The sequence below is a fragment of the Pseudomonas sp. p21 genome, assembly GCF_001642705.1.
Taxonomy (GTDB): Bacteria; Pseudomonadota; Gammaproteobacteria; order Pseudomonadales; family Pseudomonadaceae; genus Aquipseudomonas.
In genome coordinates this window covers 331,183-347,320 of record NZ_LWBV01000007.1, presented here as the reverse complement: position 1 = coordinate 347,320, position 16,138 = coordinate 331,183, and the positions used below count along the sequence as shown (strand labels likewise).

The following is a 16,138-nucleotide window of genomic DNA, read 5'->3' as shown; positions in this document are numbered from 1 at the left end:
CTGTGGGAGCGGGCGTGCCCGCGAACAATGCAACGCGGTGCATGGCACCGGCTACGCCGGTGTTCGCGGCTAAAGCCGCTCTCACAGGGTCCCTGCTAATTCAAGGAGCTATGTGCAGTTCTATGAAAGTGGGCTTACTGCGGCGTCCCGAACAACCCGGTCCAGTAAATCCCCGCATCACTCTTCGGGTCCACCGCATACGCAGCGCCGAGTTCACGGAAGTCCGGGTTCATCAGCGTCGCGCAATGCCCCGGGCTATCCAGCCAGCCATCGACCACCTTGCGCGCAGTGTCACGCCCGGCGGCGATGTTTTCGCCGATCTGCTGGTACAGGTAGCCGGCCAGTTCTGCCCGGTCACCGGGGGTGCGGCCATCCTTGTCGATGTGGTCGAAGAAGTTCTGGTTGGCCATGGTCCGGGTGTGGTTGGCGGCGACCCCGGCCAGCACCGTGCTCCAGCTCAGCGCGGGGGCGGCGGCGAAGGGCTGGCCACCGCATTGGCGCGGCACCTTGCGCGCGGCATTGATTTCCTGCAGCACCTTCTGCCCCTCGGCCTGCCAGTCGCCCAGGCGGCCGCTGAGCAGCGGCCGCGCCAGCACGATGCGCCAGTCGCGGCCTTCCTGGCTGACGCCGATATCGACGAACTGTGGGTCGAGCACCACCTGGCAGAAGCTCTCTTCGATGGCATGCATGGCCGCGCGCGCATCACGCGGCCCCGACAGGCTGATGGCCTGGACGTTGACCATTGGGTAGGCGGCGCGGGTCATGGCCTGCTGCAGGTCGCGGGTACCCTCTGGTGACAGCGCCAGGCGGGTATCGCTGTTGAGCGGCGGCAGCTCCAACGACGCTTCGCCACCGCAGGGCTGGGCCTTGCTGCGGTAGACATTGATCGAATCGATCAGTTGCGCCTCTTCGCCGGTGGCAGCCAGTGCCCCGGCCGAGACGACCAGGCCCAGCGACAAGGCGGCAACGGATGACAGGACGCGCATGTGGATCTCCCTATGACTGGCAGCGTCGTGGTTTGCGCTGCTCATCCTACACAAGCCCAGGGCTTTTGGCCCGGGATCGTGCAAAGCAATGAAATCGCCGGCATTCGTTGCTGGCGGCACAAAGAGGGAGTAGACCACTGGTAGGCGGAAAAGTGCGATGACTTGGTAATCATTCGTATCACACCGTACCTTGCAACCGTCACAGTCTAGCCAAGCGCAAGCATGAGTACCAAAGGCAGGGTGGCGGCGGCCACTACGGTCTGCAGGGCGATGATGGTGGCCATCAGCGGTGCGTTACCGCCCATTTGCCGGGCCATCACATAGGAAGATGACGCGGTCGGCAGTGCCTGGAACAGCACCGCTACCACCGCTGCCTGGCCACCCAGGCCAAGCGCGCGGCACAGGGCCCAGGTGGTCAGTGGCATGATCAGGAACTTGAATGCCGACGCCGCCATCAGCGGGCGCACCTGTTGGCCCAGGCGGGCGCCACCCAGGGCTGCGCCGACGCACAGCAGGCCCAGCGGCAGGGCCGCCTGGCCCAGGGCCTTGACCGTGGGTTCGATACCCGTTGGCAAGCCCAGCCCGCTGGCGCGTAGCAGCAACCCGCTGGCGCAACCGACGATCAAGGGGTTGGCGAAGATGGCCCGCAGCACTGTGCCCGGTGAGCTATGGCGGGCGCTGAAACGGGCGAACACCAGCACGCAAAGCAGGTTGACCAGAGGCACGATGGCGGCGTTGGCCACCGCCGCCAAGGCGATGCCGGCGCTGCCGTAGATACCGGCTGCAAGGGTGGCGCCGATGTAGTTGTTGAAGCGGATGCCGCCCTGGAACACCGAGGTGAAGTCGGCGCCATCGTGGTTCATTGCGCCCTGGTACAGCACCAGCAGCACGGCCCCGGCCAGGGTCGAGAGCATCAGCACGCCGACCATGCCCAGCACCGGTACGCCATCGAGGTTGGCGGTGGCCAGGCCGTGGAGGAACAGCGACGGCAGCAGTACGTAATAGCTCAGGCGCTCGGCGCCGGGCCAGAAGTTATCGGCGAGGAAGCCTCGCAGGCGCAGGAAAGTGCCCAGGGCAATCAGCAGGATGATCGGCAGCAGGGTGGTCAGCAGCAAGTGGAGCATGATCGACGTTCCGTGGTCGGGTTCGGGGCACAGACTACTGGTGCGGATCGATCTGTAAAAACGTTGTTTTCTGTACTGACCATTGAGGAAAAATGCATGTTGCTGGCGGTGGTCCCTGTGGGAGCGGGCGTGCCCGCGAAGAATTCAACGCGGTGGATGGCACCGGCTGCGCCGTTGTTCGCGGCGGTTCGACGCCTCGACACGCCCGCTCCCACAGAGACCCTGCCAATACAATCAGTCATGTGCAGTTACAAGAAAGTCGAGCCGTGCTGTTCACGCCTCCAGCGCAGTCTTCAACACCGCACTCAAATGCCGCCGCTGGCTCTTCTCATGCTCCAGCAACACCACCCGCCGAGTCAGTTGTGGTTCGCCAAACGGCAGGCAGGTGGCCGGTGGCAAGCGTTGCAGGTCGTCATCGGCCATGGGGATGATCGCCACGCCCAAGCCCATCACCGCCATGCGTGCCAGCGCTTCCTGGCTGTCCAGCTCCATTTGCTCGCTCACCTGCAAATGCTGCCGGCGCAGTTCCTGCTCGATCTGTCGCCCGGCCCAGGCACGCTTGTCGAAACGCAGGAAAGGCTGGCTGGCCAGCAGCTGTGGCACGCTTTGCCCGGCCAGCTCGGGGCTGGCGATGGCCCAGAAGCGGTCTTCGAACAACGGCGTGAAGTCCAGGCTCTGCGGGTAGGGGCTGACCGGCTCGGTGGTGATCGCTGCATCGAGCTCGCCGTCTTCCACCCGCCGTGCCAGTTCTGCCGACATGCCGGAGGCCACGCTGATGTGCAGCTGTGGGTGGTGCGCCTTTATCCACACCAGCGCCTTGGGCAGGCGCCGGGCCAGCACCGTGTGGATCGCCCCCAGGCGCAGGCGGCCGCGCAGGCTCGGCCCACTGGCCAGGGCGTCGGCCAGTTCGTCATAGGCCCCCAGGATGGTCTCGGCGCGGGCCACCGCCAACTGGCCGGCTTCGGTCAGCGCCACCTGCCTTCGGCTGCGGTCGAACAAGGTCACCTGGAGCTCGTCTTCGAGGGTCTTGATGTGCAGGCTCACTGCCGAAGGGGTGAGGCTGAGCAGGTCGGCGGCACGGGCGAAGGTGCCGTGGCGGGCGATGGTCACCAGGGTGCGCAAGGCTTTGAGGGACATGCGGGTGGGTCCGGTTTCAAGCTGACAGGGCTGCATTGTCAGGCCAGGCCCTATCGCCGACAAGCCAGCTCCCATAGGTACTCCACCGGCGGTGGCCATTGTGGCACCCTGTGGGAGCCGGCTTGCCGGCGATAGGGCCGGGGCAGAAAACGCTGTTCAACGTGCATTACGGCCATAGGCCTGGCTGATCCGGTCAATCACCATGGCCAGGGCGACGATCGCCAGCCCGGCTTCGACGCCTTGGCCGACATTCAGGGTCTGGATCCCCGCCAGCACATCCTCGCCCAACCCACGCGCGCCGATCATCGACGCCACCACCACCATAGACAGGGCCATCATCACCGACTGGTTGAGCCCGGCCATGATGCTTGGCAACGCCAGTGGCAGGGCGATGCGCCGCAGCCTCTGCCAACGGCTGGCGCCCAGGCCGTGCGCGGCCTGCAGCAGGGAAGGGTCGATCTGGCTCAGGCCCAGTTCGGTCAGCCGCACCAGCGGCGGCAGGGCATAGATCAGTGTGGCGAACACGGCCGGCACCTTGCCCAGGCCGAACAGCATCAGCACCGGGATCAGGTAAACGAAGGCGGGCAGGGTCTGCATCACATCCAGTACCGGCAGCAGCAGCCGTTTTGCCATTGGCCGAGCGGCCAGCAGGATGCCCAGCGGCACGCCCACCAGCACGCACAGGCCAGTACTGACCAGCACCAAAGCCAAGGTTTGCAGCAGTTTGTCCCACAACCCGAGCATGCCGATCAGGGTCAGCAGCGCCACCAGGGCCGCGCTGCGCAACAGGCTGCGGCTGGCATGCCAGGCCAGCAGGCCGACCAGCAGCAACAGCAGCCACCAGGGCAACAGGCGCAGCAGGTTCTCCAGGCCGACCAGCAGCCGCAGCAACTGGTCGGAAAAGCTACGAAGGTGATCGCCGTAGCTCAGTACCAGCCAGTCGACCACCCGGTTGACGCTGTCGGCGAAGGAAAACTGCAGGGCCTGCGGGAAGCCGTTGCTCACAGGCTGCCCTCGACCTTGGCAGCTGCTTCTGCGGGTAGCCAGGCTTTCCACACTTCACGGTTATCACGCAGGAAGGCAAGTGCCGCATCACGGGGTGGCGTGCGCTTTTCGCTCATGTCGGCCAGTGCCTTGTTGAGGCGATCGATGGGCAACTCGACCTGCTCGAACACGCTCACCAGGTCTGGGTAGCCCTCACGAAAGGCCTTGGAAACGCCAATCGATAATTTGGCTGGCAGCGAGCGGCTGCCTTTCGGGTTGGGGTTGTCGGCATCGGTGAGGGTGGCCCAGGCCTGGGCATCGAATGGGGGCTCTTCCAGGCGTATGAGTTTGTAACGCCCCATCAACGGGGTCGGGTTCCAGTAGTAGAACAGCACCGGTTGGCCCCGGCGGATGGCCGAGCCGATTTCGGCATCCATCGCGGCCCCGGAACCGCTGCGGAAGTTGGTATACAGGTCGCTCAGCCCGTAAGCCTTGAGTTTCTGACTGTTGACGGTCTCGGATGTCCAGCCGCTGGGGCTATTGAGAAAACGCCCCTTGTCGGGCGACTCGGGGTCACGGAACACCTGCGGGTAACGCTTGAGGTCGTCGACGCTGCGCAGGTCGGGTGCCATGGGCTTGAGCTTGCGCGTGGTATCGCCCTCGACCACATAGGCCGGTACCCACCAGCCTTCTTCGGCATGCTTGACCGTGTCGCCCAGCGCGAACACCTGTCCGGCCGCTTCTGCCTTGACCCAGGCAGGGCTGCGCCCGGCCCATTCCTCGGCGATCACTTGCAGGTCGTTGCGTGCCAGCGCCACTTCCATGCTGACCGTGCTGCCGGGCAGGGTGTCGGTGGGGTAGCCATACCCACGCTCGACGATCAGGCGCAGGATTTCGGTGGTGAGTGCGCCGCTTTCCCAGCCGATGGCGCCAAAGTGGATGGGCTCGCTGCGCTCTGCCGAGGCGGCGCTGTCGGTGCTGGCCAGGCCTACGGCGAGCAGCAGGCCGACCAGCAGCGTTGGAATTTTCTTCATCAGGGCCCTCGTCGGTTGCCGTGGGGGAGGTGCGGGCAAGTGTAGACGACCCCTCCCGCGCGTTGCCGACGGCGACAGGGAACGGGCTCCTGCTGCCAGCGGGGGCAGCGGTTTGCAAAGGTGCGCGGTGCCGTTTGGCAAGCACATTTTGCGAGGCATTCCTGATGACGCTGGACTTGAATTTCGTCTACTACCGCAACTTCCGTTTTGATGGAAAGCTGCACGTTCGTTGCAGTGGCGCAGACCTGCACAAGGTCAGCCGCATTCGCTACGAACTGGAACGGGCCGGCCCTGATGGCCCGGTGTCGTTCAGAGGAGTTTCGGCCTATTCCCAGGCCTACACCGGCAAACCGAAGGACCATGGTTGCCCAGCCACACTGCTCGCCGAGGAGGAGGCAGGGGTCTACACCATTCGGCCAAGGGTGGTACTGCTGGATGAGCATGCGCGGGCGATGAACCGGCCTGTCGGAGGGGCCGGTGTCATCGACATGCCGCCACTGGTACTCGACATCAAGGCCGAGGAAATCAACCGCAGCGTGCTTGACAAGGTTACGTTGCCTTCTGCTTACGGACGAAGCAAGCGGGCTGTGGACCCCGTGGGCATGGCCGATCATGCGTCGCAAGCGTTCCCCGCATTGGCGCCAGGTACCTCGTACCCGACACTGGTCATCGAGTTCAGTGCCGGGGGGTATGAGCACTTCCTTCAAGACCTGGAGCCTGCCTCGGGCTCTGCCCTGTCGCGTTACTGGCCGAACCTGAAGTCGGTGATCGCGCCCAGGCCGGTCCTGGACCAACAGGATCTGGACGATGACAGGCTCCAGGCGCTACGTCAGTACTATTACCTCGACCAGCCTGCCAGCATGCTCAATGACACCTATCTGGCATTGCTCAAGTCGTTGGCCGCGCTGGATTACGTAACATCCATGCAGATGGCGTCGGCACCTTCGGAACCACACCCCGCCGCATTCGTGCTGGCGGGGCTGTTGGCAACCTTGCTGACAGGTACTGCAGTGGTGGCAGGCAACAGGGCTTATGAAGATGCTCAACCCACGCCCGACTTCGAGCCACGCCAGAACTACCTCGACGCACCTGGCCCCCGATGGAAGGGCCTGAATGTGCGCAAGGCCTGGGCCAACAAGGTGACGGGCAAGGGCGCGCGGATTCACTTCAGCGACGGTGGTTTGCATGTTGGACATGAAGACCTGCATGGCAACCCGGCCTTGAAAATCGTGTCGCTCGAGCCAAACCATGATCCGCGCCATGGCACTGCTTCAGTGGGTATCATTCTGGCAAGGCGCAACGGGGTTGGCGTTACCGGGATCAGCCATGACAGCGAGCTGTACCTGTACAACAACCGCGGGGTAGACGCCCAGGGCAATTTCCAGGCGCTCACGGAGTTGCTGCGCAATGTAGAACCCGGGGACATCGTCGGCATCAACCGCCAGACTGCAAATATCGGCGTGTTGAGCACGTTGCTACCGTCCTTGCACGACAAGGCCTGGTGGACCGTCATGCAGCAGTTGAGCCAGCGCGGTGCAGTGGTGGTCAATGCCGCGGCCAATGGCAGCAGTGAGACCCTTGCAGAACGAGGCACCCACGCAGGGCAGGGCGTAGACCTGGCCAATTGGCGCTACTTCAATGACCATGGTGATTCGGGGACCATTCTGGTGGGTGCCAGCCACTCGTATGACGGCAAGCCCCACGCCTACTCCAACCACCATTACCCTTACCGCATGCTCAATGCATGGGGCGACAGCGTAGTCACGCTTTCCTATGGGGGATTGCAGGATCTGCCTGGTGAGGACCGGGACTACACAGACAGCTATGCCGGCACTTCCAGTGCGACGCCGATGGTGTGCGGCACACTGAGCCTGATCCAGTCCTACGCCATGGAGCAGCACCACGTCTATCTCAATGGCAACCAGATGCACCAGTTGGTCATGGCCTCCGGTTATCACGATGCCACGCTACCCGGCACCGATGTGCTGCCGATGGGCGCCAGGCCCAATGTGCATGGCGCGCTGGTGCTGCTGGACCACATCCTCGGCGGTGGCAGGTTCGCGGCCTGAGCCAGGGCCGGCAGGCGCCGGCCCTGATCCATTCACACGCGGAACTGGTCCATCAGCGCCTGCTGCTGGTTGGCCAGGCTGTTCAGCGACTGGCTGACCCGCGCCGACTCGTTGGCCTGCCCCGACAGCGACTCGGTGACATCACGGATGGTCGCCACGTTGCTGTTGATTTCCTCGGCCACCGCGCTCTGTTCCTCGGCAGCCGAAGCGATTTGCAGGTTCATGTCGGTGATTACCGTCACTGCCTGGCCGATGCGCTGCAGCGCGGTCACGGCCTGGCCAACCTGTTGCACGCCGCCCTGGGCCTGGCGGTGGCTGTTGTCCATGGCACCGACCACTTCGCGGGTGCCGTTCTGCAGCGCTTCGATCACCTGGCGGGTTTCTTCCACCGACTCCTGGGTACGCTGGGCCAGGTTGCGCACTTCATCTGCCACCACGGCAAAACCACGGCCGGCTTCACCGGCGCGGGCCGCCTCGATGGCAGCGTTGAGCGCCAGCAGGTTGGTCTGTTCCGCAATCGAGCGGATCACCTCCAGTACCGAACCGATCTTCTCGCTGTTCTGCGCCAGGCCCTGGACTTCGGCCATGGCATTACTCATGTCGGCGGCCAGGGCATCGATGCTGTGGGTGGTGCGGTCGATCACCGCCAGGCCTTCGCGGGTGGCCTGGTCGGCGTCGCGGGCGGCCTGCGCTGCCTGCGCTGCGCTGCGGGCGACATCCTGGGCGGTGGCGCTCATCTCGTGCGAGGCGGTGGCCACCTGGTCGACCTGACGGTACTGCTGCTCCATGCCGGCGCTGGTCTGCGTGGCAATTGCCGAAGACTGGTCGGCGGTGCCTCGGGCGGCCTGCACCGAGCGTTTGACCTCGGCGATGGTCGGCTGCAGCTTGTCGAGGAAACGGTTGAACCAGCCGGCCAGTTCGCCCAGTTCGTCCTGCTTCTGGTAGGTCAGGCGGCGGGTCAGGTCACCTTCGCCACTGGCGATGTCCTTGAGCATGCTTGCCACGCCGAGGATCGGCCGGGTAACGCCGCGGGCCATCAGCCACACCATCAGCAGGCCGGCAATCGCCGCCGCCAGGCCCAGGCCCAGTTCCAGCAGGGTGCCGCTGGTGTTCAGCGCGTCCAGTTCCTGTTTCAGCGCATCGGCCGGCCCGGTCAGGGCGTTTTCCGGCACGTCCAGCAGCACGCCCCAGGGCTGGGCGTCCGGGATCGGCCGGAACGCTGCCAGCACCTTCAGGCGCTGCTGGTCGTGCACGATGGTCAGCTTGCCGTCGGCCAGCTTGCGCACCAGCTCGGCACCTTTGGCTGTGTCGACCTGGTCGAAGCGCTGGGCCAGCTTGCTGGCATCGGCGCTGTAGCCGGCCAGCAGGCCGACCGGGCTGAGGATGCCGACCGTGGTGCGGCCTTCGTACAGGCTGCGGCTGGCCTCTTGGCTCAGGGCCTGCAGGCTGTTGAGGTTAATGTCGATGGACAGGGTGGCGATCACTTTGCCGTCGACCGTCAGCGGGAAGACGATGCTGGTCATCAGCACCTGCTGGCCATCGATTTCATAGAAGTACGGCTCCACCACGCACACCTTGCCGGACGTGCGCGGGCACACCCACCAGGTGTTGGCGGGCTGGCCGCTGGGGCCGATCTCGGTATTGGCCATGTCATGCTCGGGCAGGGCCATGGCCGTCAGCTGGCCGACGCGCGGTTGCGACCAGTACAGGGCGAAGCGCCCGGTTTCATTGCTGCCCAGCTCCGCCTTGCCGGCGAACAGGCTGTCCTTGCTGTCCAGGGCGTTGGGCTCGAATACCAGCGACAGGCCGAGCAGGTCAGGGTTGGCCTGCAAGGCGGCGCGCACCTGGCGGGTCAGGTCCTCGCGCAGGTCGAAGGCATCGAGAAAGCGCTTTTCTGCCTGCTCGCGCAGGAACAGCACCTGACGGGCGAAACCGGCGCCGTATTGGTAGGCGTCCATGAACTGACGGCGGATGTTCAGCGCCTGCACCTCGCCCTGCGACTCGATGCGCGACTGCGCCGACTCGGTCAGCATCTGCATGCTGCTGGCCTTGACCAGGTCCGAGCTGTGGTCCATGCGGTACAGCGACAGGCCGACGAGCAGGGTGACGATACCGGCCAGGCAGAGACCGGCGAGCAGGGTGATCTTCCACTGGATGGAAAGTTGTCGCAAAGGCATGGGGGCGTATCCCTTTTTTGGACAGTAAGGGTTATGGCTTTGGATCTGGGTTGGGCTGGGGCTTGGCTGGGGATGTGTGTCGCCTGGGAGATCGAGCGCCGCCCGCGCGGCGCTCGATCTCCCAGGCGACACACATCCCCAGCCAGGCACCTCCCAGCCTCCTTGCTATATCGGCCCGCACAATTTTTTCTTTATTCAAACATTCAATTTAAATCTCGGCCCTCCGCGTAATGCGCCGCAACATGGCACTTTTGACATCTGCCGCCCACTGCTTCAGAGTGCGCGCTTTTTTTCTGTCGCAATGAGGTAAGCCAACCATGAATGCAGTGATCGCCGCGGTCGGCATCATGCTGATACTCAGCCTGTCCCGCGTGCACGTGGTCATCGCCCTGATCATCGGGGCCCTGGCCGGTGGTCTGGTGGGCGGCCTGGGCATCGAGGGTACGCTCAAGGCCTTCAACGGCGGCCTCGGCGGCGGGGCCACGGTGGCCTTGTCCTATGCACTGCTGGGTGCCTTCGCCGTGGCCATTGCCAAGTCCGGCCTGGCCCATGCCCTGGCAGACCGCGCCCTGGCCATGATCGACCGCCAGGGCCATGCCAATGGCGGCAAGGTCAAATGGTTGCTGGTCGGCCTGATGCTGGTGGTGGCGGTGTCGTCGCAGAACATCCTGCCTATCCACATCGCTTTCATCCCGTTGCTGGTGCCGCCATTGCTGTACGTGCTGACCCGCCTGCGCATCGACCGCCGGCTGATCGCCTGCGTGATCACCTTCGGCCTGATCACCCCTTACATGTTCTTGCCGGTGGGCTTTGGCAACATCTTCCTCAACGAAATCCTGCTGGCCAACGTTGCCCGCGCGGGTGTCGACGTGAGTGGTGTGAATGTCACCCACGCCATGGCCATCCCGGCCGCTGGCATGTTGGCCGGCCTGTTGCTGGCGGTATTCATCAGCTACCGCAAGAAGCGTGACTACGACCTGGCGCGCATCGAACAGGTGGAGCAGGTGAGCGTGCAGTACAACCCGCTGACCCTGCTGGTGGCCGGGCTGGCGATTGCCTCGGCGTTCATCGTCCAGTTGTGGCTGGACTCGATGATCATCGGCGCCATGGTCGGCTTCCTGATCTTTTCGCTATCGGGCATCGTGCGCTGGAAAGACACTGACGACCTGTTCACCGAAGGCATGAAGATGATGGCCATGATCGGCTTCATCATGATTGCCGCCTCTGGCTTTGCCGACGTGATGAAGGCCACCGGTGAGGTGAAGAGCCTGGTGGAAGCTTCGGCGCAGTGGATCGATCACAGCAAGGGCATTGGTGCCTTGCTGATGCTGCTGGTGGGCCTGCTGGTGACCATGGGCATCGGCTCGTCGTTCTCCACCGTGCCGATCCTGGCCGCGATTTTCGTGCCGCTGTGCGTGCAGTTGGGCTTCGACCCGCTGGCCACAGTGTGCATCGTTGGTACCGCCGGTGCCCTGGGCGACGCAGGCTCGCCGGCCTCGGACTCGACGTTGGGCCCGACCTCGGGGCTGAATGTGGATGGCCAGCACCACCATATCTGGGACACCGTGGTGCCCACCTTCATCCACTATAACCTGCCACTACTGGCGTTCGGCTGGTTGGCGGCGATGACGCTGTAAGGCGGGGAGGGCGTCAGCCTTTGTCAGGCGGCGGCGAGATGCGGTTGAGCACGGTGCTGCCGTCCTTGCTGCGGGTCAGGTAGACCGGCAGCACCTTGGGCAGGTTGTTGACCAGTCGCCCCACCTCTCGGGTGTTGTAGATGCCGCTGATGCGGATGCGGCCGGTGCTGGCATCGGCCAGCAGCAATGGCGCATCGAGGTAGCGGTTGATCATTGGCAGCGCCTGTTCCAGGCTCAGGTTGTCGAGGACCAGCTTGCCGTCGCGCCAGGCCAGGCTGTTGCTGTAGTCGTCGCTCTGCTCCAGTTGCGGCTCGAAGTCGCCCTTGTGATAGCTGGCCTGCATCCCTGGGCCCAGGCGGTAGCCACCGGCGCTGCCGCCGCTGGACACCAGTACCGAACCTTCTACCAGGGTGACCTTGACCTGGTCCTGGTATTTCCACACGTTGAACTGGGTGCCGGTGACGCGGGTCTGGCCACGACCGGCATGCACGATGAACGGGTGGCTGCTGTCGTGCTTTACCTTGAAGAATGCCTCGCCACGCTTGAGCGTGACCTGGCGTTGGTCCTTGTAGTTGAGGTAGGTGAGCTCGGAGTTCAGGTTGAGCTGTACCGTGCTGCCGTCGCTCAGTTGCACGGTCTGCATGTGCGCGCCGGCTTCGAAGTGCTGGTAGTGATTGGGCAGCCAGCCTTGTTCCCAGCCCACCCAGCCGGCCAGCGGCAACACCGCCAGGGCGATGGCGGCAGCAGACGCCAGCGGCCGCCAGTTGCGCGGGCGCGCAGCCGGGTGCACGGGCGGGTTGAAGTCGATGACGGTGGCGTTGCGCGGCAGCAGGTCGGCGGTTTGCCAGATTTCCAGCATCGCCTGGTATTCCTCGATATGCCGCGGGTCGGCCGCCAGCCAGCGGGCGAACGCCTCGCGCTCGGCCGCCGTGCAATCTTCGGCGTGCAGGCGCATGCACCAGTGCGCGGCGGCGTCGGTGATGGCATCGTCTGGGCTGGGATTGAGGCGGTCGTGGTTCATTGCGGCTCCGGGTTTTGCGCATTCTACCCTTGCAGGAGGGCTCCCGAGAACCGAGGTAATGGCGAATGACTATCAGTTGTGCCGGTTTTTCGTCGGATTGGCAATGGTTTTCCAGCGTTTGAGAACCCTTCGCGCACGCAAATTCAGGCTGAAATCGTTGGGGTTGCTGCGCAGCCCAGCGCGACAAAAGGCCGCTCCCACAGGTATCGCATCAACCCAACGGGCAGCGCTGTACCTGTGGGAGCGGCCTTGTGTCGCGAAAGGGGCGCACAGCGCCCCCAGCGGCTCATCAGAACTGCGCCGCCTCCAAACCATAAAGGCTGCCACTTCCCGCCCGAATACTCGCCTCCAGCCCCAACCCCCGCGGCAAGACCCGCTGGAAGAAGAACTCCGCACATGCAAGCTTCGCCCCATGAAACGTGGCATCCTCGTCACGCTTGGCCAATGCCACCGCCGCCATCCGCGCCCACATATAGGCATACGCAGTCAGCCCGAACAGCTGCAGGTATTCCACCGCCACCGCGCTGACCAGGTTGGCATCCTCGCCGGCACGCGCGCGCAGCCAGGCGCTGGTGGCCTCCAACCGCGCCAGGCTCGCTTGCAGGGCCTCGCGGTGCAACGGTGCATCCACGCTGAAGGCCCTCACCTCGGCGGCAAAGCTGGCCAGCGCCTGGCCACCGTCGGCCAGCACCTTGCGCCCGAGCAGGTCGAGGGCCTGAATGCCGTTGGTGCCTTCGTAGATCTGCGCGATGCGTACGTCGCGCACCCGCTGCTCCTGGCCCCATTCGCGGATGTAGCCATGGCCGCCATACACCTGCTGGCCGAGCACGCAGCTTTCCAGGCCGTTGTCGGTGAAGAACGCCTTGGCAACCGGCGTCAGCAGCGCCACCAGGCGCTGCGCATGCTCGCGCTCGCCGGCATCTTCGGCGTAGCGCGCCAGGTCCAGCTGCTGGCCAACGTAGGCGGCAAAGGCCCGGCCGCCTTCGGTGAGGGTGCGCATGGTCAGCAGCATGCGCCGCACATCGCCGTGGTGGATGATCGGGTCGGCAGCCTTGTCTTGTGCCTGCGGGCCGCCGGCGGCGCGGCTTTGCAGGCGCTCGTTGGCATAGCGGGCGGCGCTTTGGTAGGACGCCTCGGCACAGCCGATGCCCTGGATGCCGATGGACAGGCGTTCGTAGTTCATCATGGTGAACATCGCCGCCAGGCCCTTGTTCGGCTCACCCACCAGGTAGCCGACGGCACCATCGAAGTTCATCACGCAGGTCGCCGAGGCCTTGATGCCCATCTTGTGTTCGATCGAGCCGCAATGGGCGGCGTTGCGCGCACCCAGGCGGCCATCGGCCTCGACCAGGTACTTGGGCACCAGGAACAGTGAGATGCCCTTGGCGCCGTTGGGCGCATCCGGCAGCTTGGCCAGCACCAGATGGACGATGTTCTCGGTCAGGTCCTGTTCGCCGCCGGTGATGAAGATCTTGCTGCCGCTGATGCGATAGCTGCCGTCGGCCTGGGGTTCGGCGCGGCTGCGGATCAGCCCCAGGTCAGTGCCGGCATGGGGCTCGGTGAGGCACATGGTGCCGGCCCAGCGGCCTTCGTACAGGGGCGGCAGGTAGGTGGCCTTGAGCGTTTCGCTGGCGTGGGCATCGATCGCCAGGCAACTGCCGGCGCTCAAGGCCGAATACAGGCTGAAGCTGCAATCGGCGGCGTAGAGCATTTCCTCGAACAATACACCGAGCATTTTCGGCATGCCCATGCCGCCATGTTCGGGGTTGCCGCCCAGGCCGACCCAACCGCCTTCGCGGTAGGTGTGCCAGGCCTCGCGGAAACCGTCAGGGGTGGTGACTTCGCCTGCGTCGAAGCGCACACCCTGCTCGTCACCGTTGCGGCTGAGCGGGGCAATCAGCTGGCCGGTGACTTTGGCTGCCTCCTCGAGGATAGCGTCGGCGGTTTCGGCGTCGATGCGCTCGGCCAGGGCAGGCAGGCGGGCCCACAGGGCCGGGGCGTTGAACAGGTCATGCAGGACGAAGCGCATGTCGCGCAGGGGGGCGGAGTAGGTGGTCATCGGTAGCTCTTGAAAAGTGGGAAATCCGGGCTGGCCTCTTCGCGGGTGAACCCGCTCCCACAGGGATCGCACCAAACCTGAGCCTGTTGCTGTAACTGTGGGAGCGGGCGTGCCCGCGAAGAGGCCACTACGGGATCAGAGGGCTTTGGCCCGGTCGCGCAGCACGTACTTCTGGATCTTGCCGGTGGAGGTCTTGGGTAGTTCGCCGAAGACCACGGTCTTCGGCACCTTGAACCCGGCCAGGTGCTCGCGGCACCAACTGGTGATGTCGGTTTCGCGGGTGTCTTCGCGGCCTGGCTTGAGGGCAACGAAGGCGCACGGGGTTTCTCCCCATTTTTCATCCGGGCGCGCCACCACCGCGGCTTCCAGCACTGCCGGGTGCTTGTACAGGGCGTCCTCGACCTCGATGGTGGAGATGTTCTCGCCACCGGAAATGATGATGTCCTTGAGCCGGTCCTTGATCTCGACATAGCCGTCGGCGTGCCACACGGCCAGGTCGCCGGTGTGGAACCAGCCGCCACGGAAGGCTTCGGCGGTGGCCTCGGGATTCTTCAGGTAGCCCTTCATCACCGTGTTGCCGCGCATGAAAATCTCGCCCAGGGTGTTGCCGTCGCGCGGCACCGGCTCGAGGGATTGCGGGTCGGCGACCATCAGGCCGTCCAGGGTCGGGTAGCGCACGCCCTGACGAGACTTGATCCGCGCGCGGTCTTCCAGCGACAGTTCATCCCATTCGTCATGCCAGGCACACACGGTCACCGGGCCGTAGACTTCGGTCAGGCCGTAGGTGTGGGTGACCTGGATACCCATTTCTTCCACGGCGCCGATGACCTTGGCAGGTGGCGCGGCACCGGCGACCATGGCCTGCACCGGGTGCTCGATGGCCGCCTTGGCCGCCTCGGGCATGTTGACCAGGGCGTTGAGCACGATCGGCGCCCCGCACAGGTGGCTGACCCGGTGTTCGCGGATCAGGTTCAGGATCTTCTGCGGGTCGACCCGGCGCAGGAACACATGGGTGCCCGCCAGCGCGGTGATGGTCCACGGGTAGCACCAGCCGTTGCAGTGGAACATCGGCAGGGTCCACAGGTACACCGGGCGATGGCCCATGGCCCAGACCATCTGGTTGCCCAGGGCGTTCAGGTAGGCACCACGGTGGTGGTAGACCACGCCCTTGGGGTTGCCGGTGGTGCCAGAGGTGTAGTTGAGCGAGATCGCCTGCCACTCGTCATCGGGCCATTCCCAGGCAAAGTCCGGGTCACCTTCGGCGAGGAACGCCTCATAGTCCAGTTCGCTGACCGCACGGCCTTCGCCGTACTCCGGGTCATCCACATCCACCACCAATGGCGGGTGTTCGAGCAAGGCCAGGGCCGCCTCGATGACGGTATGGAACTCGCGGTCGGTAATCAGCACCTTGGCCTCGCCATGCTGCAGCATGAAGGCGATGGCCTCGGCGTCCAGGCGTACGTTCAGGGTGTTGAGCACGGCGCCGGTCATGGGCACGCCAAAGTGGGCTTCGAGCATGGCCGGAATGTTGGGCAACATCACCGCCACGGTGTCGCCACGGCCGATGCCCCGGCCCACCAGGGCGCTGGCCAGGCGCCGGCAGCGTTGGTAGGTTTGCTGCCAGTTGCGGCGGATGGCACCGTGGATCACCGCCGGATAGTTACCGTACACGGCAGCGGTGCGTTCGATGAAACTCAGCGGGGTGAGGGCGACATGGTTGACGGCAGCGGGCATCAGGCCCTGGGCATAGATCGACATGCGGTAATCCTGTAAGGGAGGCAGGCACAACCTGTGCGCTTGACCCCCGGTGGCTGATTGTTAGCTCTGTTCAGGGTGCAGGGAGGCGGACGATGGGCCGCCCCCCCTTGTCGCTGTTTTACGCGAGTCGCTATGGTATTAGGAATATCGAC

11 protein-coding genes and 1 pseudogene are annotated in these 16,138 nt (G+C 64.7%); 2 read left to right on the top strand and 10 right to left on the bottom strand.

Going from position 1 to position 16,138, the window contains the following annotated elements:
* Positions 1-134: 134 nt before the first annotated feature.
* The 5 genes from A4C63_RS20710 to A4C63_RS20690 form a co-directional block, all read right to left on the bottom strand.
* A complete protein-coding gene (locus A4C63_RS20710) occupies positions 135-986 on the bottom strand; it encodes a CAP domain-containing protein (RefSeq protein ID WP_063914352.1) in 852 nt (283 codons plus the stop codon).
* A gap of 206 nt (positions 987-1,192) precedes the next feature.
* Complete coding sequence (locus tag A4C63_RS20705; RefSeq protein ID WP_063914351.1) at positions 1,193-2,110, bottom strand: AEC family transporter; 918 nt, start codon at positions 2,108-2,110, stop codon at positions 1,193-1,195.
* 273 nt (positions 2,111-2,383) lie between these two features.
* A complete protein-coding gene (locus A4C63_RS20700) occupies positions 2,384-3,247 on the bottom strand; it encodes a LysR family transcriptional regulator (RefSeq protein ID WP_063914350.1) in 864 nt (287 codons plus the stop codon).
* 156 nt (positions 3,248-3,403) lie between these two features.
* Positions 3,404-4,252 (bottom strand): proline/glycine betaine ABC transporter permease, encoded by an 849-nt coding sequence (locus A4C63_RS20695; RefSeq protein ID WP_063914349.1) that lies wholly within the window; start codon positions 4,250-4,252, stop codon positions 3,404-3,406.
* A complete protein-coding gene (locus tag A4C63_RS20690) occupies positions 4,249-5,265 on the bottom strand; it encodes an ABC transporter substrate-binding protein (protein WP_063914348.1) in 1,017 nt (338 codons plus the stop codon). Before A4C63_RS20690 ends, A4C63_RS20695 begins: the two co-directional genes overlap by 4 nt.
* A gap of 164 nt (positions 5,266-5,429) precedes the next feature.
* Here A4C63_RS20690 and A4C63_RS20685 point away from each other — a divergent pair, with 164 nt between their 5' ends.
* A complete protein-coding gene (locus tag A4C63_RS20685; protein WP_063914347.1) occupies positions 5,430-7,334 on the top strand; it encodes a S8 family peptidase in 1,905 nt (634 codons plus the stop codon).
* A 32-nt stretch (positions 7,335-7,366) separates the two neighbouring features.
* On the opposite strand, the gene A4C63_RS27125 is transcribed toward A4C63_RS20685, so the two are convergent.
* Positions 7,367-8,122 (bottom strand): methyl-accepting chemotaxis protein, encoded by a 756-nt coding sequence (locus A4C63_RS27125; RefSeq protein WP_370464244.1) that lies wholly within the window; start codon positions 8,120-8,122, stop codon positions 7,367-7,369.
* 102 nt (positions 8,123-8,224) lie between these two features.
* Positions 8,225-9,292, bottom strand: a pseudogene (locus tag A4C63_RS27120) (HAMP domain-containing protein); the annotation flags it as partial.
* Positions 9,293-9,828: 536 nt separating this feature from the next.
* On the opposite strand from A4C63_RS27120, the gene A4C63_RS20675 reads away from it, so the two are divergent.
* Complete coding sequence (locus A4C63_RS20675) at positions 9,829-11,148, top strand: Na+/H+ antiporter family protein (protein WP_063914345.1); 1,320 nt, start codon at positions 9,829-9,831, stop codon at positions 11,146-11,148.
* Between the two features lie 13 nt (positions 11,149-11,161).
* Here the strand turns inward: A4C63_RS20675 and A4C63_RS20670 are convergent, their stop codons facing one another.
* The 3 genes from A4C63_RS20670 to A4C63_RS20660 all read right to left on the bottom strand — a co-directional run bounded on the left by A4C63_RS20670 (position 11,162) and on the right by A4C63_RS20660 (position 15,986).
* Complete coding sequence (locus tag A4C63_RS20670) at positions 11,162-12,169, bottom strand: FecR family protein (RefSeq protein ID WP_063914344.1); 1,008 nt, start codon at positions 12,167-12,169, stop codon at positions 11,162-11,164.
* 289 nt (positions 12,170-12,458) lie between these two features.
* Complete coding sequence (locus A4C63_RS20665; RefSeq protein WP_063914343.1) at positions 12,459-14,228, bottom strand: acyl-CoA dehydrogenase C-terminal domain-containing protein; 1,770 nt, start codon at positions 14,226-14,228, stop codon at positions 12,459-12,461.
* A gap of 135 nt (positions 14,229-14,363) precedes the next feature.
* A complete protein-coding gene (locus tag A4C63_RS20660; protein ID WP_063914342.1) occupies positions 14,364-15,986 on the bottom strand; it encodes an acyl-CoA synthetase in 1,623 nt (540 codons plus the stop codon).
* Positions 15,987-16,138 lie beyond the last annotated feature (152 nt).

Excerpts from the sequence above, each read along its gene's own strand:
- A4C63_RS20665 (WP_063914343.1), bottom strand. The coding sequence starts at position 14,228 with ATGACCACCTACTCCGCCCCCCTGCGCGACATGCGCTTCGTCCTGCAT.
- A4C63_RS20710 (WP_063914352.1), bottom strand. The coding sequence starts at position 986 with ATGCGCGTCCTGTCATCCGTTGCCGCCTTGTCGCTGGGCCTGGTCGTC.
- A4C63_RS27125 (WP_370464244.1), bottom strand. The coding sequence starts at position 8,122 with ATGGAGCAGCAGTACCGTCAGGTCGACCAGGTGGCCACCGCCTCGCAC.
- A4C63_RS20670 (WP_063914344.1), bottom strand. The coding sequence starts at position 12,169 with ATGAACCACGACCGCCTCAATCCCAGCCCAGACGATGCCATCACCGAC.
- A4C63_RS20700 (WP_063914350.1), bottom strand. The coding sequence starts at position 3,247 with ATGTCCCTCAAAGCCTTGCGCACCCTGGTGACCATCGCCCGCCACGGC.
- A4C63_RS20705 (WP_063914351.1), bottom strand. The coding sequence starts at position 2,110 with ATGCTCCACTTGCTGCTGACCACCCTGCTGCCGATCATCCTGCTGATT.
- A4C63_RS20685 (WP_063914347.1), top strand. The coding sequence starts at position 5,430 with ATGACGCTGGACTTGAATTTCGTCTACTACCGCAACTTCCGTTTTGAT.
- A4C63_RS20660 (WP_063914342.1), bottom strand. The coding sequence starts at position 15,986 with ATGTCGATCTATGCCCAGGGCCTGATGCCCGCTGCCGTCAACCATGTC.
- A4C63_RS20690 (WP_063914348.1), bottom strand. The coding sequence starts at position 5,265 with ATGAAGAAAATTCCAACGCTGCTGGTCGGCCTGCTGCTCGCCGTAGGC.
- A4C63_RS20675 (WP_063914345.1), top strand. The coding sequence starts at position 9,829 with ATGAATGCAGTGATCGCCGCGGTCGGCATCATGCTGATACTCAGCCTG.